General features: G+C 60.4%; 18 protein-coding genes. 15 read left to right on the forward strand and 3 right to left on the reverse strand.

Annotated elements, in window-relative coordinates; all coding sequences use genetic code 11:
* Window positions 1–6: 6 nt before the first annotated feature.
* Complete coding sequence (locus QRN41_RS21600; RefSeq protein WP_167417378.1) at window positions 7–705, reverse strand: dual specificity protein phosphatase family protein; 699 nt, start codon at window positions 703–705, stop codon at window positions 7–9.
* 283 nt (window positions 706–988) lie between these two features.
* Here QRN41_RS21600 and QRN41_RS21605 point away from each other — a divergent pair, with 283 nt between their 5' ends.
* The 6 genes from QRN41_RS21605 (at window position 989) to QRN41_RS21630 (ending at window position 8,571) form a co-directional block, all read left to right on the forward strand.
* Window positions 989–1,741: a gluconate 2-dehydrogenase subunit 3 family protein gene (locus QRN41_RS21605; protein WP_034101679.1), complete on the forward strand. Its 753-nt coding sequence runs from the start codon at window positions 989–991 to the stop codon at window positions 1,739–1,741.
* Between the two features lie 2 nt (window positions 1,742–1,743).
* Window positions 1,744–3,528, forward strand: a complete 1,785-nt coding sequence (locus tag QRN41_RS21610; RefSeq protein ID WP_285422122.1) for a GMC family oxidoreductase — start codon at window positions 1,744–1,746, stop codon at window positions 3,526–3,528.
* Between the two features lie 12 nt (window positions 3,529–3,540).
* On the forward strand, window positions 3,541–4,839 hold the full coding sequence (locus QRN41_RS21615) for a cytochrome c (RefSeq protein WP_167417379.1): 1,299 nt from the start codon (window positions 3,541–3,543) through the stop codon (window positions 4,837–4,839).
* Between the two features lie 81 nt (window positions 4,840–4,920).
* Complete coding sequence (locus QRN41_RS21620) at window positions 4,921–5,979, forward strand: PA0069 family radical SAM protein (RefSeq protein WP_167417380.1); 1,059 nt, start codon at window positions 4,921–4,923, stop codon at window positions 5,977–5,979.
* Between the two features lie 227 nt (window positions 5,980–6,206).
* Complete coding sequence (locus QRN41_RS21625) at window positions 6,207–6,938, forward strand: carbonic anhydrase (RefSeq protein WP_034101684.1); 732 nt, start codon at window positions 6,207–6,209, stop codon at window positions 6,936–6,938.
* An 85-nt stretch (window positions 6,939–7,023) separates the two neighbouring features.
* A complete protein-coding gene (locus QRN41_RS21630; protein WP_034136343.1) occupies window positions 7,024–8,571 on the forward strand; it encodes a SulP family inorganic anion transporter in 1,548 nt (515 codons plus the stop codon).
* A 56-nt stretch (window positions 8,572–8,627) separates the two neighbouring features.
* Here the strand turns inward: QRN41_RS21630 and QRN41_RS21635 are convergent, their stop codons facing one another.
* Window positions 8,628–9,275: a hypothetical protein gene (locus QRN41_RS21635; protein ID WP_285422123.1), complete on the reverse strand. Its 648-nt coding sequence runs from the start codon at window positions 9,273–9,275 to the stop codon at window positions 8,628–8,630.
* A gap of 368 nt (window positions 9,276–9,643) precedes the next feature.
* Between QRN41_RS21635 and coxB the strand changes: the two genes are divergently transcribed.
* The 4 genes from coxB (at window position 9,644) to QRN41_RS21655 (ending at window position 13,984) form a co-directional block, all read left to right on the forward strand.
* Entirely contained in the window at window positions 9,644–10,771 is a 1,128-nt protein-coding gene (gene coxB, locus QRN41_RS21640; protein ID WP_034101688.1) for a cytochrome c oxidase subunit II, read from the forward strand.
* A gap of 58 nt (window positions 10,772–10,829) precedes the next feature.
* Entirely contained in the window at window positions 10,830–12,419 is a 1,590-nt protein-coding gene (gene ctaD / locus QRN41_RS21645; RefSeq protein WP_167417381.1) for a cytochrome c oxidase subunit I, read from the forward strand.
* A gap of 90 nt (window positions 12,420–12,509) precedes the next feature.
* The gene (locus tag QRN41_RS21650) at window positions 12,510–13,061 is read left to right on the forward strand and encodes a cytochrome c oxidase assembly protein (protein WP_285422124.1); all 552 of its coding nucleotides are present in this window, start codon (window positions 12,510–12,512) and stop codon (window positions 13,059–13,061) included.
* Between the two features lie 35 nt (window positions 13,062–13,096).
* Window positions 13,097–13,984 (forward strand): cytochrome c oxidase subunit 3, encoded by an 888-nt coding sequence (locus QRN41_RS21655; RefSeq protein WP_034101692.1) that lies wholly within the window; start codon window positions 13,097–13,099, stop codon window positions 13,982–13,984.
* A 6-nt stretch (window positions 13,985–13,990) separates the two neighbouring features.
* On the opposite strand, the gene QRN41_RS21660 is transcribed toward QRN41_RS21655, so the two are convergent.
* Window positions 13,991–14,194, reverse strand: coding sequence for a twin transmembrane helix small protein (locus tag QRN41_RS21660; protein WP_047882315.1), 204 nt, complete (start codon window positions 14,192–14,194; stop codon window positions 13,991–13,993).
* A 33-nt stretch (window positions 14,195–14,227) separates the two neighbouring features.
* Here QRN41_RS21660 and QRN41_RS21665 point away from each other — a divergent pair, with 33 nt between their 5' ends.
* The 5 genes from QRN41_RS21665 to QRN41_RS21685 are packed head-to-tail and all read left to right on the forward strand — an operon-like array spanning window position 14,228 to window position 18,154.
* The gene (locus tag QRN41_RS21665; protein WP_285422125.1) at window positions 14,228–14,995 is read left to right on the forward strand and encodes an SURF1 family protein; all 768 of its coding nucleotides are present in this window, start codon (window positions 14,228–14,230) and stop codon (window positions 14,993–14,995) included.
* Window positions 14,961–15,545, forward strand: coding sequence for a PA_0111/PP_0108 family redox-active disulfide protein (locus QRN41_RS21670; RefSeq protein ID WP_034101695.1), 585 nt, complete (start codon window positions 14,961–14,963; stop codon window positions 15,543–15,545). Before QRN41_RS21665 ends, QRN41_RS21670 begins: the two co-directional genes overlap by 35 nt.
* A gap of 10 nt (window positions 15,546–15,555) precedes the next feature.
* Window positions 15,556–16,635 carry a COX15/CtaA family protein gene (locus QRN41_RS21675; protein WP_034101696.1) on the forward strand — a complete coding sequence of 360 codons (1,080 nt, stop codon included), beginning with the start codon at window positions 15,556–15,558 and terminating at the stop codon, window positions 16,633–16,635.
* Window positions 16,623–17,522, forward strand: a complete 900-nt coding sequence (gene cyoE, locus QRN41_RS21680; RefSeq protein WP_034101698.1) for a heme o synthase — start codon at window positions 16,623–16,625, stop codon at window positions 17,520–17,522. Before QRN41_RS21675 ends, cyoE begins: the two co-directional genes overlap by 13 nt.
* Window positions 17,519–18,154: an SCO family protein gene (locus tag QRN41_RS21685; RefSeq protein WP_034101699.1), complete on the forward strand. Its 636-nt coding sequence runs from the start codon at window positions 17,519–17,521 to the stop codon at window positions 18,152–18,154. The genes cyoE and QRN41_RS21685 overlap by 4 nt, the downstream gene beginning before the upstream one ends.
* Window positions 18,155–18,245 lie beyond the last annotated feature (91 nt).

The following is an 18,245-nucleotide window of genomic DNA, read 5'->3' on the forward strand; positions in this document are numbered from 1 at the left end:
ATGCGGTCATTCACGTGGCTGCATTGTCTTGATCACGTCCGCCCCTACTGCATCTGCTCCCTCCTTGTTTGAGGTGGAGATCCAATCCTTCATCGAACACAGTGCAAACGCGCTGGTGCTGCAATCTCCGTTTGCCAAGGCTGTGCGCAATTTGTCGACATCGGCCCGCATCATGTAGCGAACGCCATCTTTGAACCCATTACTGGTGCCAAATCCACCCAGGGTCATTTCGTTCAGCGCGTCTTCTTTGCTCCACCCTTGAATCACCACCCGGTACATCGCCGCCATCAAGCCCGTACGGTCCGAACCATGCTTGCAGTGCATCAGCACCGGGCCGCTGTTCTCTGCTTGCTGAATGGCGCGTAGCGCCGCCAGTACGTCTGAATCATCAACGTGATTGGTGCGATAAGTCAGTTGCACTTGTTTGATATCGACTGTTTTAAGCCAACTGGCGTCGGATTCCGGTAGGAAATTGATCACCGTGCCGATCTTCAGCTTTTCCAACAATGGCAGCGCGCCGCTATCCGGTAAGCCACTGCGGTACAACGTGGGGGTCATCTGGTGCAAGTTATAGTGGGTATCAATCGGTTGGGCCCATTCGGGTGAGCGCACGGAAGTGATGATCTCATCGGCCTGCACGGGGGTAGGGGCTGACAGGCTGACGAGCGTGAGGCAGAGAGCCGCAAATAAGGCGTGTTTCAACATGGTCGACGTAACCGGAAGGAGCTGGCGAATGGCTCTCAGATTGGGTGACGTCGGGTCAATGCCGTGTGAGTCGGTCGTCAAAGAAGCGTGATTTGGCGGGCTTTGTGGCCGGCGATTTTCAGCTGAATCGATTTTCCTCGATGCTTAGCCTGCTATCATTCGTAACTATTCATGTCAGCTGTGTTCTATCTCTCTGAAACAGTTGGATCCAATTGCCCTGTAGACGCTCAAGCCGCTCGCCAGAAGCGGCTGTTCAATCCGTGACCACATGATGAGGTGCTCCATGTCTGATCAAGATCAAGACAACCCCCGGCGTGACTTTTTACGCAAATCCTTGACCTTGATCCCGGTGGTCACGGTTGCCAGTACCGGCCTGGGTGGTTCGATGCTGATGGCCACGCCTGAGCCGGCACAGGCCAGCGCGGCCAAGCCAGCGGTTAGCGAAAAAGCCTACGAACCCAGCTACTTCACGGCTGAGGAATGGGCGTTTATCCAGGCTGCCGTCGCGCGCTTGATCCCTGCCGATGCCCAAGGTCCCGGCGCCCTTGAAGCGGGTGCGCCGGAGTACATCGACCGTCAGATGAACACGCCCTATGCCAGTGGGGCGTTGTGGTACATGCAGGGGCCATTCAACGCCGATGCCGCCCCAGAGATGGGCTGGCAGAGCAAGTTGGTGCCCAAAGAGATCTATCGCCTGGGCATTGCCGCGACCGATGCCTGGTCGAAGGCATTCAATGGCAAAGCCTTTGCCGCTCAAGACAGCGCTACCCAGGACGATATGCTGCGTCGCCTTGAAGCCGGCGGCGGCGAGGTATCGGCCCATTTCGAGGCGGTGCCGGCGAAGATGTTCTTCAACCTGTTACTGCAGAACACCAAAGAAGGGTTTTTCTGCGACCCGATTCACGGGGGCAATAAAGGCATGGTCGGCTGGACCCTGATCGGTTTCCCCGGCGCGCGCGCCGACTTTATGGATTGGGTGGAACGCAACGAGCAATACCCCTTCCCGGCAGTTTCCATCCGCGGCGAGAGGGCATAAGCGTGGCGACCATCATGAAGAAAGTCGATGCAGTGATCGTAGGTTTTGGCTGGACCGGTGCGATCATGGCCAAGGAGCTGACGGAAGCGGGCCTGAACGTGGTTGCGCTGGAGCGCGGCCCAATGCAGGACACATACCCCGACGGCAACTATCCCCAGGTCATTGACGAACTGACCTACAGCGTGCGTAAAAAACTCTTCCAGGACATTTCCAAAGAGACCGTAACCATTCGCCATAGTGTGAATGACGTGGCCTTGCCCAATCGGCAGCTCGGTGCATTCTTGCCCGGTAATGGCGTGGGCGGTGCGGGCTTGCACTGGTCGGGCGTGCATTTTCGCGTCGACCCTATTGAGCTGCGCATGCGCAGCCACTACGAAGAGCGCTACGGCAAGCACTTCATACCCAAGGACATGACCATCCAGGACTTCGGCGTCAGCTATGAAGAGCTTGAGCCGTTCTTCGACTATGCGGAAAAAGTCTTCGGCACCTCCGGCCAGGCCTGGACCGTCAAAGGTCAATTGGTGGGCGAAGGGCGCGGCGGCAACCCTTATGCGCCGGACCGCTCAAACCCGTTCCCCCTGCAAGCGCAGAAAAATACCGTCTCTGCACAGCTGTTTCAGAAAGCCGCCACAGAGGTAGGTTACAAGCCCTACAACCTGCCGTCGGCCAACACTTCGGGGCCTTATACCAACCCCTACGGTGCGCAAATGGGGCCGTGCAACTTCTGCGGTTTCTGCAGTGGCTACGTGTGCTACATGTACTCCAAGGCGTCGCCGAACGTGAACATCCTGCCGGCGCTGCGGCAGGTGCCGAATTTCGAACTGAGGCCCAATTCCCACGTACTCAAGGTCAATCTCGACAGTACCAAGAGCAAGGCCACCGGCGTGACCTACATCGACGGCCAGGGCCGCGAGTGCGAGCAGCCGGCGGACCTGGTGATCCTCGGTGCGTTCCAGTTCCACAACGTGCGTTTGATGCTGTTGTCGGGTATCGGCAAGCCTTACGACCCGATCAGCGGCGAAGGCGTGGTGGGCAAGAACTTCGCTTACCAGAACATGGCCACCATCAAAGCGTTCTTTGACAAGGACACCCACACCAACAATTTCATCGGTGCCGGCGGCAACGGCGTGGCCATCGATGACTTCAACGCCGACAACTTCGACCACGGCCCCCACGGCTTTGTGGGCGGTTCGCCAATGTGGGTCAACCAGGCCGGCAGCCGACCAATTGCAGGTACGTCCAACCCGCCGGGCACCCCAGCCTGGGGCAGTGCGTGGAAGCGCGCCACCGCCGATTACTACACCCATCAGGTGTCAATGGATGCCCACGGCGCTCATCAATCCTACCGGGGCAACTACCTGGATCTGGACCCGGTATACCGCGATGCCTACGGCCTGCCACTGCTGCGGATGACATTCGACTGGCAGGAAAACGACATCAAAATGAACCGCTTCATGGTCGAGAAAATGGGCAAGGTGGCGCAGGCCATGAACCCCAAGGCGATCGCTCTGCTGGGCAAGAAGGTCGGTGAGCACTTGAATACCGCGTCCTACCAGACCACCCACCTCAACGGTGGCGCGATCATGGGCACCGACCCGAAAACCAGCGCGGTCAACCGCTACCTGCAGTCCTGGGATGTGCACAACGTGTTTGTCCCGGGCGCATCCGCTTTCCCACAAGGCTTGGGTTACAACCCTACCGGCCTGGTGGCGGCGCTGACCTACTGGTCGGCCCGAGCGATCCGCGAACAGTACCTGAAAAACCCCGGCCCCCTGGTTCAGGCATAAGGAGCGATGACCATGAAAGTATTTGTTATCGCGACCTTGGCGCTGCTCAGCAGTTGCTCGATCAGCGCCGCTGAAACCGACCTGATCAAGCAAGGCGAGTACCTGGCCCGCGCCGGTGACTGCGTGGCCTGCCACACCGCCAAGGGCGGCAAACCCTTTGCCGGTGGCCTGCCGATGGAAACCCCCATCGGTGTGATCTATTCCACCAACATCACCCCGGACAAGACCGGCCTGGGTGATTACAGCTTTGAGGACTTCGACAAGGCCGTACGCCATGGCGTCGCCAAAAGCGGTAGTACGCTTTACCCAGCCATGCCCTACCCGTCTTACGCTCGTGTCAGCGAAAGCGATATGCAGGCGTTGTACGCATATTTCATGAAAGGCGTCGAACCGGTCGCCCAAGCGAACAAGGACAGCGATATTCCCTGGCCCTTGAGCATGCGCTGGCCGTTGACGGCGTGGCGCTGGGTGTTTGCGCCGGCCGTTGAGGATTATCAGGCTGCAGCGGGGGCCGACCCGGTGATCAGTCGCGGCGCCTATCTGGTGGAGGGCCTTGGCCACTGTGGCGCATGCCATACGCCGCGCGCCCTGACCATGCAGGAAAAAGCCCTGAGTGCTCAGGACGGCAGCGCGTTTCTGTCCGGCAGTGCGCCGTTGGAAGGTTGGATCGCCAAAAGCCTGCGCGGCGACCACAAGGACGGGCTCGGCAGCTGGAGCGAAGAGCAACTGGTGCAATTCCTCAAGACCGGTCGCAGTGACCGCAGCGCGGTGTTTGGCGGCATGAGCGATGTGGTCGTGCATAGCATGCAATACCTGTCGCAAGACGACCTGACCGCTATCGCCCGGTACCTCAAGAGTCTACCGGCGGTGGATCCCAAGGATCAGCCGCACCAGTACGACAAGCAGGTGGCGCAAGCCCTGTGGAAAGGCGACGACAGCCAGCGGGGTGCGTCGGTGTATATCGACAACTGCGCGGCCTGCCACCGTACCGACGGGCATGGTTATACGCGGGTGTTCCCGGCGCTGGCGGGCAACCCGGTGTTGCAGACGGCGGATGCGACGTCGCTGATCAACATCGTGTTGAACGGCGGCACATTACCGGCCACCCACTCGGCACCGTCCACCTTCACCATGCCGGCGTTCGCCTGGCGTCTGTCGGACCAGGAAGTGGCGGATGTGGTGAGCTTTATCCGCGGCAGTTGGGGCAACCAAGGGGGGCCAGTCAAAGCCAGCGACGTAGCGGACCTGCGCAAAGACGACATGCGCACCACCTCCGGCGATGACCTGGGGCAGGTGACGAAAAAGCACTGATCTTGCATTGACCGCCAAACGGCACTGGTCAGACACCCTGCGCCTCGATACTGTATATAAAAACAGTATCGAGGCGTTCTTATGTCGACTGCGCTGCCACCCCGGGGCCGGGGCACGGCCACCAACCTGCACAACCGCTTTGCGCCCACGGTCAGCGTGGTCGAGGACGACGGGTGGCACCAGGAAGTACCGCCGACCCAGGGCACCGAAGTGCGTATCGAGACGGCCAAGACCATCATCACCCGCAACAACTCACCAGACCTGCCGTTCGACCGCTCGATCAACCCTTATCGTGGCTGCGAGCACGGCTGTATTTACTGCTACGCGCGGCCCAGCCATGCCTATTGGGACATGTCCCCGGGGCTGGATTTCGAAACCCGCCTGATCGCCAAGCACAATGCCGCCCAGGTGCTGGAGCAGCAGCTGTCGAAACCGGGCTATGTGTGTGCGCCGATCAACCTGGGGTCCAACACCGATCCCTACCAACCCATCGAGCGCGAGCACCGCATCACCCGACAGATCCTGGAAGTGCTGCTGCGATACCGGCACCCGGTGACCATCATCACCAAGGGCTCGCTGATCCTGCGCGATCTGGACTTGCTCACCGAGTTGGCGCGCCAGCGTCTGGTGGCGGTGATGATCAGCCTCACCAGCCTGGACGACGAGCTCAAGCGCATCCTGGAGCCTCGCACGGCGGCGCCCAAGGCGCGTCTGCGAGGGATTCGGGTGATGCGTGAGGCGGGGATCCCGGTGGGCGTGCTGTGTTCGCCGATGATCCCGATGATCAACGACAGCGAGCTGGAAAGCCTGCTGAGCGAAGCCCATGCCGCCGGGGCCCAGAGCGCGGCCTACATGATGCTGCGCTTGCCGTTGGAGGTGGCGCCGCTGTTCGAAGAATGGCTGGCGGCGCATTATCCGCAGCGCGCGGCCCATGTGATGAGCCTGGTGCGCCAGGTGCGCGGCGGAGAGGTGTATGACAGCCGTTTCGGCGTGCGCATGCGCGGTGAAGGGCCGTTTGCCGATCTACTGGCCCAGCGCTTCAGCAAAGCTATCAAGCGTTTGGGGCTGGATCGTCGGGAAGGCTTCAATCTGGATTGCGAGGCGTTCTGTCCACCTGGCCGACAGATGGCATTGTTGTAGACTGACTGGGAAGAATGCACCATTCCTGTAGGAATAGTCGCGTTTTGACATCACTGAAACCCGCGATCTAGAGCGGTTCATTCAGTTTGAGTTAAGTTTCGATGGTTACCTTGTTCAGCGAGTGACTGATGAGTCGGCCCTGGAGTCCGTGGCGGTTTACAACTATTCCACTAGCCAGGCGTCGAACTGACCTGAAAACTCCCCTGCATTAATTAAGAGGATGAATCATGAGTGACAAGGATAAACAGCCGTTGGCTGCGTCGGCATCAGCCCCTCAGGTGGCAGAATCCGCCGATGCAGCGTTGCAACATATCGTTGACGGTTTTTTGCATTTCCATCACGACGTCTTCCCTCAGCAGGAAGAACTCTTCAAGAAACTCGCCACGGCCCAGAGCCCAAGAGCGATGTTCATCACCTGCGCGGACTCGCGCATCGTCCCTGAATTGATCACCCAAAGCTCGCCCGGCGACCTGTTCGTTACCCGTAACGTCGGTAATGTGGTGCCCCCTTACGGGCAGATGAACGGCGGTGTTTCCACGGCGATCGAGTACGCGGTGCTTGCCCTGGGTGTACAGCACATCATCGTCTGTGGGCATTCCGATTGCGGCGCCATGCGCGCGGTACTCAACCCCGACAGCTTGGAGAAAATGCCCACGGTCAGGGCTTGGCTGCGGCACGCCGAGGTCGCCAAGGCCATGGTTCATGACAACTGCGACTGCGCTAATGAAGGCGAGAGCATGAAGGTGCTGACCGAAGAAAACGTCATCGCCCAGTTGCAGCATTTGCGCACCCACCCTTCAGTGGCCTCGCGCATGGCCAACGGTCAATTGTTTATCCACGGCTGGATTTACAACATCGAGACCAGTGAAATTCGCGCATACGACGCGGAGCAATCAGCGTTCCGACCGTTGAGCGGTTCCGGACCTATCCCTTGCGCGACGCCTAAAGCGCGCTTCTAAAACACTTCCCTGCCGGGTAAAGCGGTGGCTGCCATGGACGCAGCCAGGCTTTACCGCGCCCGGCGAATGCCTCGGGAGAGCCATCATGCGTGCTGCTCAATTGAAAGCTGTATTGCCACGGGAGCTGCTCGCTTCGGTGGTTGTGTTTCTGGTCGCCCTGCCACTGTGCATGGGCATCGCCATTGCGTCCGGCATGCCGCCGGCCAAGGGCCTGATCACCGGCATCATCGGTGGCCTAGTGGTGGGCTGGCTGGCGGGGTCGCCGTTGCAAGTCAGCGGTCCGGCGGCGGGTTTGGCGGTGCTGGTGTTCGAGCTGGTGCGCCAGCACGGCATGCTGATGCTCGGGCCTATCCTGCTGCTGGCGGGTTTCCTGCAACTGGTGGCCGGGCGTTTGCGCCTGGGCTGCTGGTTTCGTGTGACCGCACCAGCTGTGGTCTACGGCATGCTGGCGGGGATTGGCGTGCTGATTGTGCTGTCGCAGGTCCATGTGATGCTCGACGCCACGCCCAAGCCTTCAGGGCTGGATAACCTGGCGGGCTTCCCGGCTGCACTGGCCGAGGCGATCCCCACTCTTGGCGGTGGCCTCGGCTGGCAAGCGGGACTGCTTGGTTTGTCCACCATGCTGGTGATGTACCTGTGGGACAAACTGCGCCCGCAGTCACTACGATTCGTGCCGGGAGCCTTGCTCGGTGTTGGCCTGGCGACGGTCACCAGCCTGGTGCTGGCGCTGCAGGTCAAGCGGGTGGAGGTGCCGGAGAACCTCGCCGATGCCATCGACTGGCTGCGCCCCAGCGACCTGCTCAACCTGGCTGACCCCCAGCTGCTGATCGCCGCGTTCGCCGTTGCTTTCATTGCCAGCGCCGAAACCCTGCTCTCCGCGGCGGCTGTGGATCGCATGCACAGTGGTCAACGTTCCGATTTTGATAAGGAATTATCTGCCCAAGGTGTAGGCAACATGCTGTGTGGTCTGGTGGGCGCGCTGCCGATGACCGGTGTGATTGTGCGCAGTTCGGCTAACGTCCAAGCAGGTGCTACCACGCGGCTGTCGGCGATGTTCCACGGCGTGTGGCTGCTGGGTTTTGTGCTGCTGTTGTCGAGTGTGCTTCAAAGCATTCCGGTCGCAAGCCTGGCAGGTGTGCTGGTGTACACCGGGATCAAGCTGGTGGACGTCAAGGCGTTCAAGGCGCTGGGACGCTACGGACGGATGCCGATGTTCACCTATGCCGCCACTGCGCTGGCAATCATCTTCACCGACTTGCTGACGGGTGTGCTGGTGGGCTTCGGGCTGACCCTGGTCAAGCTGGCGTTCAAAGCGTCGCGCTTGAAAGTCAGCCTGATCGATCTGCCTCAGGACGGCGAGATGGAACTGCGGTTGATTGGCGCGGCGACGTTTCTCAAAGTCCCGGCGCTGACTCAGGTGCTCTCGACCGTGCCTACCGGCACCACGGTGCATGTGCCGCTTAACAACCTGAGCTACATCGACCATTCCTGCCTGGAGTTGCTGGAAGAATGGGGCCGGGCAAATGCGGCCAAAGGGTCGAAGTTGGTGATTGAGGCGCGGGGGTTGAAGCGCAGGCTCGAGGGCCGAATCAGGACGACGACGGGGATCGGCTCGGCACCCTCTATCGGCTGACGGAGCCGGATCAAATGCGGGAGAGGGCTACCACCTTCCCGCATTTGATTGAAAGTTCAACCCGGCTTATCCAGCTCCAGCTCAACACCCAGCTGGCGCGACAGGCACGGCCAGCGCTTCCACGCTGCTTCCGTTTCCGGGCTTTTGAGCTGCTCGCGATAGGTCTCCACAGACTCCAGCGCAAAGCTGTCCTCGTTGAGCATTTCATCCACGGCGTGGTGTACGGCCTCATCCAGCTGGTTGGCGAATGCCTCGCCGATCAACTGATGGGCAATCACGTTGGCGACGGTGATATCCACCGGAATCAATGGCTGGCCAAAGTGCTTGATATACAAGTCGTTGACCTCTTCCACCAGACGATGGGCCAGGTACGCTTCATCCAGCAGGCCGTCGAGCCCTTCGTGGCCTTGCAGCAAAGCGGGCGGTTGCAGGAAAAAATGCTCGGCGATCTTCAAGACGGGTTTGATCTGACTTTCGATACCGGCCTCGCGGGCCACTTCGTTGGCCGCATCCAGCAGGTCCGGCACGAGGTCGATGTAGGCAGTGACAAAGCGGGTCATGATGACGACGTGATCACCGTCAGCCAGGGAAATGGCCGAATGCAGGTGCGGCAATTGTTTTTCCAACTGGCAACCCAGCTGGCCCGTTTCGGTCTCGTGTTGATGGGCACGGGAAATCTGCTCGCGCAATGCGGCGGTGTTCATGAACGCTCCAGTAGTGCAGGCATAAGAAGAAAGAGCATAAGGTAGCTCGTTTAGACGAGAGCCTCAGATGCATTTGTCATAATTATTTCACGGTTATACGCAGGCGTTATATCGGATAGCCATCGTTCGTCGGAAAATCGATTCTGCCCCCCGCTTCCATTGGGTTTCCACCCAGCCTTTGCGGCTCATTTGCCCCTACACATTGCGGGGTTGCAGACCCTGTCTATACTCGGATTTGTACGCGATTAGCTGATGACGCCAGACTGCATAAGCAGGCAAGGCTAAGCGGTTGTAAGCAGTATGGAAGCCGCTCCCTTCGACGCAGGTGCAAACCGGCGGGATAACAAGAACGATAAGGGGAACCCGCAATGATGCGACATCCACACGTTTGGATGGGCCTCCTGTTGTGGTCGGTATTCGGCCAGGCGCACGCCGCTTGGACCACGAATATGGCGCCAGGGGCGACAGAAGTCAGTCACGCTGTGTTCGACCTGCATATGACCATTTTCTGGATCTGTGTGGTGATCGGCATCGTCGTGTTCGGCGCCATGTTCTGGTCGATGATGGTCCACCGCCGCTCCACCGGGCAGGTCGCCGCCAAGTTCCACGAGAGCACCACCGTGGAAATCCTCTGGACCGTGGTCCCTCTGCTGATCCTGATCGCGATGGCCATTCCGGCCACCAAGACCCTGATCAATATCTACGACAGCAGTGAATCGGATATCGATATCCAGGTCACCGGCTACCAGTGGAAATGGCACTACAAATACCTGGGCCAGGATGTGGAGTTCTTCAGCAACCTGGCCACACCCGCCGAACAGATCCGTAACCAGGCGACCAAGGGCGAGCATTATCTGCTGGAAGTCGACCAGCCGCTGGTGCTGCCGGTGGGCGCCAAGGTGCGCTTTCTGGTGACGGCCGCCGACGTGATCCATTCCTGGTGGGTGCCGGCCTTCGCGGTCAAGCGCGATGCCATTCCGGGGTTCGTCAACGAAGCCTGGACCCGCGTCGAGAAACCCGGCCTCTACCGTGGCCAATGCGCCGAGCTGTGCGGCAAGGACCACGGCTTCATGCCCATCGTGGTGGAGGTCAAGTCCAAGGCCGACTACGACACCTGGCTGGGCGAGCGCAAGGCCGAAGCCGCCAAGCTTAAGGAGCTGACATCCAAAGAGTGGACGCTCGACGAGCTGGTTGCCCGTGGCGACAAGGTCTATCACACCACCTGTGTGGCCTGTCACCAGGCCGAGGGCCAGGGCCTGCCGCCGATGTTCCCGGCGCTCAAGGGCTCGAAGATCGCCACGGGGCCCGCGGCCGATCACCTGAGCATCGTGTATCACGGTAAGCCGGGAACCGCGATGGCCGCGTTCGGAAAGCAGCTCTCGGAAGTGGATATCGCCGCCGTAGTGACTTACGAGCGCAACGCCTGGGGCAACAACAAAGGCGACATGGTCACGCCTAAAGATGTGTTGGCCATCAAGCAGGCGGAAAGCAAATGACTCCTTTCATTGCAAATGCCCTGAACCGCCCCGCCCCTTCGTTTGCAGGAGAACGGCCATGAGCGCTGTGATCGATGACCATGGCCACGCCAGTGACCATGCCCACGGCCCCGCCAAAGGTTTGATGCGCTGGCTGCTGACCACCAACCATAAAGACATCGGCACGATGTACCTGTGGTTTGCCTTCACCATGTTCTTGTTGGGCGGCTCCTTCGCCATGGTGATTCGCGCCGAGTTGTTCCAACCGGGTTTGCAAATTGTGGAACCCGCGTTCTTCAACCAGATGACCACCATGCACGGCCTGATCATGGTGTTCGGCGCGGTGATGCCGGCATTTGTCGGCCTGGCCAACTGGATGATCCCGCTAATGATCGGCGCCCCCGACATGGCCCTGCCGCGCATGAATAACTTCAGTTTCTGGCTGTTGCCGGCGGCGTTCCTGTTGTTGGTGTCGACCTTGTTCACGCCAGGCGGTGGGCCGAATTTCGGCTGGACCTTCTACGCGCCGCTCTCCACGACCTATGCGCCGGAAAGCGTGACGTTCTTCATCTTCGCCATTCACCTGATGGGCATCAGTTCGATCATGGGTGCGATCAACGTGGTCGCCACCATCCTCAACCTGCGTGCGCCCGGCATGACATTGATGAAGATGCCGCTGTTCGTGTGGACCTGGTTGATCACCGCGTTCCTGCTGATTGCGGTGATGCCGGTGCTGGCGGGCTGCGTGACCATGATGCTGATGGATATCCACTTCGGTACCAGCTTCTTCAGTGCCGCCGGTGGCGGTGATCCGGTGCTGTTCCAGCATGTGTTCTGGTTCTTCGGCCACCCTGAGGTGTACATCATGATCCTGCCGGCCTTCGGCGCCGTCAGCTCGATCATCCCGACCTTCTCGCGCAAGCCATTGTTCGGTTACACCTCGATGGTCTACGCCACGGCGAGCATCGCGTTTCTGTCGTTTATCGTGTGGGCGCACCACATGTTCGTGGTGGGCATTCCGCTGGTGGGCGAGTTGTTCTTTATGTACGCCACGTTGCTGATCGCCGTGCCCACGGGGGTGAAGGTGTTCAACTGGGTCAGCACCATGTGGCAAGGCTCGCTGACCTTCGAGACGCCGATGCTGTTTGCCGTGGCCTTCGTGATTCTGTTCACCATCGGCGGCTTCTCCGGCCTGATGCTGGCGATTGCGCCGGCGGACTTCCAGTATCACGACACCTACTTCGTGGTGGCCCACTTCCATTACGTACTGGTGCCCGGCGCGATCTTCGGCATCTTCGCCTCGGCGTACTACTGGCTGCCGAAATGGACCGGCCATATGTACGACGAAACTCTGGGCAAGCTGCACTTCTGGCTGTCTTTCGTGGGCATGAACATGGCGTTCTTCCCGATGCACTTCGTGGGCCTGGCGGGCATGCCGCGGCGGGTGCCGGACTACAACCTGCAGTTCGCTGACTTCAACATGGTGTCTTCGATTGGCGCCTTTATGTTCGGCGCTACGCAGATCTTCTTCCTGTTTATCGTGATCAAGTGCATCCGTGGCGGCCCGCCCGCGCCGGCCAAGCCGTGGGATGGCGCCGAAGGCCTGGAATGGAGCATTCCATCGCCGGCGCCGTACCACACCTTCACCACGCCGCCGGAGGTCAAATGAATACGCCGATCCCCTGTGGGAGGGGGCTTGCTCCCGATGACGGTATGTCAGCCGACATCACCCTGGTTTGCGACGCAGCAGGTGGGCGTCATGGCTGACTCCGTGCCCGTCAGGCACCTGGTCACGCGGCTGTTGATCCTGGTGGTGGCGATGTTCGCCTTCGGGTTCGCCCTGGTGCCCATCTACGACGTGATGTGCAAGGCATTTGGCATCAACGGCAAGACCGCTGGGCAGTACGAGGGCTCGCAGGTAGTTGACCCGTCGCGCCAGGTGCGCGTGCAGTTTCTGGCCACCAATGCCATCGACATGGTCTGGGAATTTCGCTCCAAGGCCGATGAACTGGTGGTCAACCCTGGGGCGGTCAACGAGATGCTGTTCGTGGCCTACAACCCCAGCAATAAGCCAATGACCGCCCAGGCGATTCCGAGCATTTCCCCGGCCGAAGCGGCGGTGTATTTCCACAAAACCGAGTGTTTTTGCTTCACCCAGCAAGTGCTACAGCCTGGCGAGCGCATCGAGATGCCCGTGCGTTTCATTGTCGATCGCGACATGCCCAAGGATGTGAAGCATTTGACCCTGGCGTACACGCTGTTCGATATCACTGCGCGCCAACCGCCCGTGGCTGCCCATAGCGGCGGCTAGCTACTGTTTGCCCGCTCAATCAGGAGAGCGAATACATGTCGACTCATGATACGTACTACGTACCAGCGCAAAGCAAATGGCCAATAATTGCCACGTTCGGTCTGTTGATCACCGTGTACGGCCTGGGCCTGTGGTTCAACGACCTCAAGGCCGCGCGCCCGGAATCCCACGGGCCGTGGATTTTTTTCGTCGGTGGCCTGCTGTTGGCCTACATGCTGTTCGGCTGGTTCGGCGCGGTGATCAAGGAAAGTCGCGCCGGTTTGTACAGTTCGCAGATGGACCGCTCGTTCCGCTGGGGCATGAGTTGGTTCATCTTTTCCGAAGTGATGTTCTTTATCGCGTTCTTCGGTGCGCTGTTCTATGTGCGGCATGTGTCCGGTCCGGCGTTGGCGGGCGAAGGTCCTAAGGGCATCGCGCATATGCTGTGGCCGAACTTCGAGTTTGCCTGGCCGTTGCTCAACAACCCGGACCCGAAACTCTATCCAGCGCCGGAGGGCACCATCAGCCCGTGGGGCTTACCGTTGGTCAATACGATTTTGCTGGTCAGTTCCAGCGTGACCATCACCATTGCCCACCATGCCCTGCGTAAAGGCCATCGCGGTGCTCTGAAACTCTGGCTGGCGATCACCGTGCTGCTGGGCTTGGCGTTCCTTGGGTTCCAGGCCGAGGAATATATCCACGCCTATAAAGAGCTGGGTCTGACCTTGGGCTCGGGCGTGTATGGCGCGACCTTCTTTATGCTCACCGGTTTTCACGGCGCCCACGTGACCATCGGCACGATCATTCTGTTTGTGATGCTGATGCGCATCCTGCGCGGGCATTTCAATGCTGAGCACCAGTTCGGCTTCGAAGCGGCCAGTTGGTATTGGCACTTTGTGGATGTGGTGTGGATCGGCCTGTTTTTCTTCGTTTACGTGCTGTAGGGCGTTTCACCACGGCGCGTGCGAGACCAGCTGGCCGCTGAAAAAGCCCCAGGTAATCAAGCCGAGGGTGATCACGGCCAGGACCACGCGCACGGTCAGGGCAGTGACGAGGCGGTTGGAGTGGCCCTCGTCCTTGACCAGAAAGAACAAGCCACTGAACAGGCTCACGATGGTCGCGATCAGCATCAGGGCAATGGCTGCTTTGAGCATGGTGCGGCTCCTGGGCTTTCGAGGGGAGGGGCGATGAAATCCAGTATAGCCAGTGCCTGGCAGCGCTTTCGTCCCGGTATTGCGCCGACGGTGGTAGTGCTTGTGCTGCTGCCGCTGATGGTGGGGCTGGGATGCTGGCAGTTGTCTCGCGGCCAGGAAAAGCAGGCGCTGGTGGACAGCTATGCCGAGCGCCGTGCGGCCGAACCGATCCATGGTGACCAGCTCGCGGCGCTCGCAGACCCTGCGTTTCGTCGGGTTCACCTGAGTGGGCAGTTCGATGCCGAACACAGCGTACTGCTCGACAACCGCATGCGCGATGGTAAGGCCGGTGTCGAGCTGCTGCAACCCTTCCATGACCAGGCCAGCGGTCTGTGGCTGTTGCTCAATCGCGGCTGGCTGCCCTGGCCGGACCGGCGCACGCCGCCGGCCTTCACCACCCCTGAACAACCGGTGAATCTCGACGCCTGGGTGTACGTGGCGCCGGGCGAAACCTTCCAGTTGCAGGCCGACCCGGTGGCGTCCAACTGGCCGCGCTTGCTCACCGCGCTGCACCCCTCCGCGTTGTGGGCCGAGCTGGGTCGCAGCGGGTATGCCTACGAGTTGCGCGCCGAACCCGGCCCAGGCACCTACGAAACCCGCTGGCCGGTCGTGGCCATGGGCCCGGAAAAACACCTGGCGTATGCCGTGCAGTGGTTCGCCATGGTCCTGGCGTTGCTGGCGCTTTATCTCTATCTCGGATGGCACCACACAAAAAAGGAGAAGCCCCATGAGAGCGGCCATGAATCCACCCAACATGTCTGAGCTGCCCGACCGTCGCAAAGGCCGCTGGCAGTTGATCCTGATTCTGCTGATGGTCATCGGCCCGATGGTGTTGGCCACACTCATGTATAAGCTGCAGTTCTGGGTGCCCGACAGTCGCAGCTATCACGGCGAGCTGATTGGCGATGGCCAGACCCGCGCCGACATCGGCGTGCAGGCCGACGAGCAGCGCTGGCAACTGCTGGTTACGGCACCCACGGCCTGCGCCGCCGACTGCCAGCAACTGGTGTACCTGGCGCGGCAACTGCAGATTGGCCTGGGCCGCGATGCTTCGCGCGCCAGTCATGCCCTGGCCAGCGCGCAACCTTTGAGCACTGACTATGACGCCAAGCTCAAGGCCGAATACCCCCAGTTGCAACGCTACGCGCTGGACCTGTCGACCTTCGGCAAAAACGCCGCCGCGCCGGGTGACGCGCAGCTTTGGATCGTCGATCCCCACGGCAACCTGGTGCTGCGCTATGACGCCACGGTCAAGGGCAAGGATTTGCTCAACGATCTGCGTCATCTGTTGAAACTGTCCAACATCGGATAAGGGCATCGTCATGGCCAAACCTGGATTTCGCCTCGCGTTGTTTGCCACCCTACTGGCGCTGATCGTCGTGCTGCTGGGTGCCTATACCCGCCTGACCCACGCCGGTCTCGGCTGCCCGGATTGGCCCGGTTGCTACGGTTTTATCGGCGTGCCCAACAGTGAAGCCCAACTGGCCCATGCCGAATTGCATTTTCCTGACACACCGGTGGAGGCCGACAAAGGCTGGAGCGAGATGATCCATCGCTACTTCGCCGGCACCTTGGGGCTGCTGATCGGCGTGTTGGCGGCGCGGTGCTGGAGCCATCGGCGCGATCCCGGTCAGCCGGTGAAGTTGCCGCTGTTTCTGCTCGCTGTGGTATTCGCCCAGGCGGCGTTTGGTATGTGGACGGTGACATTGAAGCTGTGGCCGCAAGTGGTCACAGGGCACTTGCTGGGAGGCTTTGCCACCCTGAGCCTGCTGTTTTTGCTGACCCTGCGTTTGTCTGGAGTGTTACCGGCGTTGATCGTGCCGAAGCGCCTGCAATATTGGGCCACGGCCGGGCTGGTGCTGGTGATCGGCCAGATCGCGCTGGGCGGCTGGGTAAGTTCCAACTATGCGGCCGTGGCCTGTATCGACCTGCCCACCTGCCACGGTCAATGGTGGCCGGCGGCGGACTTTGCCAACGGTTTTCACCTGACCCAACACATCGGCCCGAACTACCTGGGCGGGCAGCTCGACAGCGAGGCGCGTACGGCGATTCACCTGACACACCGCTTGGGCGCGGTCATCGTCACCTTGGCCCTGCTCGGTTTGGCCTGGCAACTGCGTGCGGTGGGCATGACGCGACTGGCGGGCCTGTTGCTGATTGCCTTGGCCGCGCAAATCGGCCTGGGCTTGAGCAATGTGTATTTCCATCTGCCGCTGCCGGTGGCCGTGGCCCATAACGCCGGTGGCGCCGGGTTGTTGCTGACGCTGGTGCTGGTCAATTACCACGCGCGCACCAGCCTGGTACGGGTGCGCAGTCAGCGGCCGTTCGGCTGGCGCTTTATCCCGCGCAAACAGATATCGGGCCTGACCACCCTTAAAGGAGAAATGCCATGGCGACCTTGACCGGCGCGCGGCACGACCAGGCGCTCTGGCGCGACTATCTGGAGCTGACCAAGCCGAAAGTGGTGGTGCTGATGTTGATCACCTCCCTGGTCGGTATGTTTCTCGCGACCCGCGCTGGCGTGCCGTGGACGGTGCTGATTTTCGGCAATCTGGGGATCGCTCTGTGTGCAGGCGGCGCGGCGGCGATCAACCACGTGGTGGACCGGCGGATCGACGCCGTGATGGCCCGCACCCATAAGCGCCCGTTGGCCCAGGGGCGCGTGCAGCCTGTGGGCGCGCTGGCCTTTGCGTTGGTGTTGTCAGTGGCTGGGCTGACGCTGCTGCTGGCGTTCACCAATCCGCTCGCGGCATGGCTGACCTTGGCATCGTTGTTGGGGTATGCGGTGATCTATACCGGGTTTCTCAAGCGCGCTACGCCGCAGAATATCGTTATCGGCGGTTTGGCCGGAGCGGCGCCACCGTTACTGGGCTGGGTTGCCGTCACCGGGCATGTCAGTGCCGAACCGCTGCTGCTGGTGCTGATTATCTTCGCCTGGACTCCGCCACACTTCTGGGCTTTGGCCATTCACCGCAAAGAGGAGTACGCCAAGGCCGATATTCCGATGCTGCCGGTAACCCACGGCGAGCATTACACCAAGGTGCATATCCTGCTCTACACCTTCGCCCTACTGGCAGTGAGCCTGATGCCCTACGTGATCCACATGAGCGGCCCGCTCTACCTGGGTTGCGCGCTGGTCTTGGGTGCGCGCTTTCTGCAATGGGCCTGGGTGTTGTACCGTGGCGGTCGGCCGCACGCGGCGATCAACACCTTCAAGTACTCTATCTGGTACCTGTTCCTACTGTTTATCGCGCTGCTCGTAGACCACTACTTACTGTTGAACCTATGACTCGAACTCAAAAAACCGTCTTTATCCTGGTGGCCATCGTCGCGTTGATCATGGGCCTGACCGTCAACAAAGTGCTCAACGGCAAAGGCCAGGGCGACCCCACCGCGCTGATCGACGCCGGCATCATCCTGCTGCCGCAAAGCCGCGCGCTGCCGCCGGTGACCATGACCAATCAGGACGGCCAGCCGGTGGTGATCAATGAATTGAAGGGTAAGTGGAGCCTGCTGTTCTTCGGCTACACCTTCTGCCCGGACATTTGCCCTACCACCCTTGCTCAACTGCGCCAGATCAAGAGCGAACTGCCCAAGGACGTTGTGGATAAGCTTCAGGTGATTCTGGTGAGTGTCGACCCCAACCGCGACACTCCGACCCAGCTCAAGCAGTACCTGGGCTATTTCGATCCGCAATTCCAGGGTCTGACCGGCGCAAATGTGGCTGAGGTGCAAAAGGTCTCGAACGCCGTGAGTATCCCGTTCATCCCGGCCGATACCAGCAAGCCGAACTACACCGTCGATCACAGCGGTAACCTCGCGCTGATCGGCCCGGACGGAACGCAACGTGGTTTTATCCGCGCGCCGTTGAACAACCAGAAGCTGGTGGCGCAATTACCAGGGTTGTTACAGCGTCAGTAGTAGCCGACACAAAAAATGTGGGGGGGGGCTTGCTTGGCCCGATAGCAGAGTGTCAGTCGATGTAGATGCCGACTGAAGCACTGCCATCGGG

Source organism: Pseudomonas sp. efr-133-TYG-23, assembly GCF_030209215.1.
GTDB classification, from domain to species: Bacteria; Pseudomonadota; Gammaproteobacteria; order Pseudomonadales; family Pseudomonadaceae; genus Aquipseudomonas; species Aquipseudomonas rhodesiae.

Coding starts and splice junctions, on each gene's coding strand:
- coxB (WP_034101688.1), top strand. CDS start 9,644: ATGATGCGACATCCACACGTTTGGATGGGCCTCCTGTTGTGGTCGGTA.
- QRN41_RS21605 (WP_034101679.1), top strand. CDS start 989: ATGTCTGATCAAGATCAAGACAACCCCCGGCGTGACTTTTTACGCAAA.
- QRN41_RS21635 (WP_285422123.1), bottom strand. CDS start 9,275: ATGAACACCGCCGCATTGCGCGAGCAGATTTCCCGTGCCCATCAACAC.
- QRN41_RS21675 (WP_034101696.1), top strand. CDS start 15,556: ATGGCCAAACCTGGATTTCGCCTCGCGTTGTTTGCCACCCTACTGGCG.
- QRN41_RS21665 (WP_285422125.1), top strand. CDS start 14,228: ATGAAATCCAGTATAGCCAGTGCCTGGCAGCGCTTTCGTCCCGGTATT.
- QRN41_RS21670 (WP_034101695.1), top strand. CDS start 14,961: ATGAGAGCGGCCATGAATCCACCCAACATGTCTGAGCTGCCCGACCGT.
- QRN41_RS21650 (WP_285422124.1), top strand. CDS start 12,510: ATGGCTGACTCCGTGCCCGTCAGGCACCTGGTCACGCGGCTGTTGATC.
- QRN41_RS21615 (WP_167417379.1), top strand. CDS start 3,541: ATGAAAGTATTTGTTATCGCGACCTTGGCGCTGCTCAGCAGTTGCTCG.
- QRN41_RS21685 (WP_034101699.1), top strand. CDS start 17,519: ATGACTCGAACTCAAAAAACCGTCTTTATCCTGGTGGCCATCGTCGCG.
- QRN41_RS21630 (WP_034136343.1), top strand. CDS start 7,024: ATGCGTGCTGCTCAATTGAAAGCTGTATTGCCACGGGAGCTGCTCGCT.
- ctaD (WP_167417381.1), top strand. CDS start 10,830: ATGAGCGCTGTGATCGATGACCATGGCCACGCCAGTGACCATGCCCAC.
- QRN41_RS21625 (WP_034101684.1), top strand. CDS start 6,207: ATGAGTGACAAGGATAAACAGCCGTTGGCTGCGTCGGCATCAGCCCCT.
- QRN41_RS21660 (WP_047882315.1), bottom strand. CDS start 14,194: ATGCTCAAAGCAGCCATTGCCCTGATGCTGATCGCGACCATCGTGAGC.
- QRN41_RS21620 (WP_167417380.1), top strand. CDS start 4,921: ATGTCGACTGCGCTGCCACCCCGGGGCCGGGGCACGGCCACCAACCTG.
- QRN41_RS21655 (WP_034101692.1), top strand. CDS start 13,097: ATGTCGACTCATGATACGTACTACGTACCAGCGCAAAGCAAATGGCCA.
- cyoE (WP_034101698.1), top strand. CDS start 16,623: ATGGCGACCTTGACCGGCGCGCGGCACGACCAGGCGCTCTGGCGCGAC.
- QRN41_RS21600 (WP_167417378.1), bottom strand. CDS start 705: ATGTTGAAACACGCCTTATTTGCGGCTCTCTGCCTCACGCTCGTCAGC.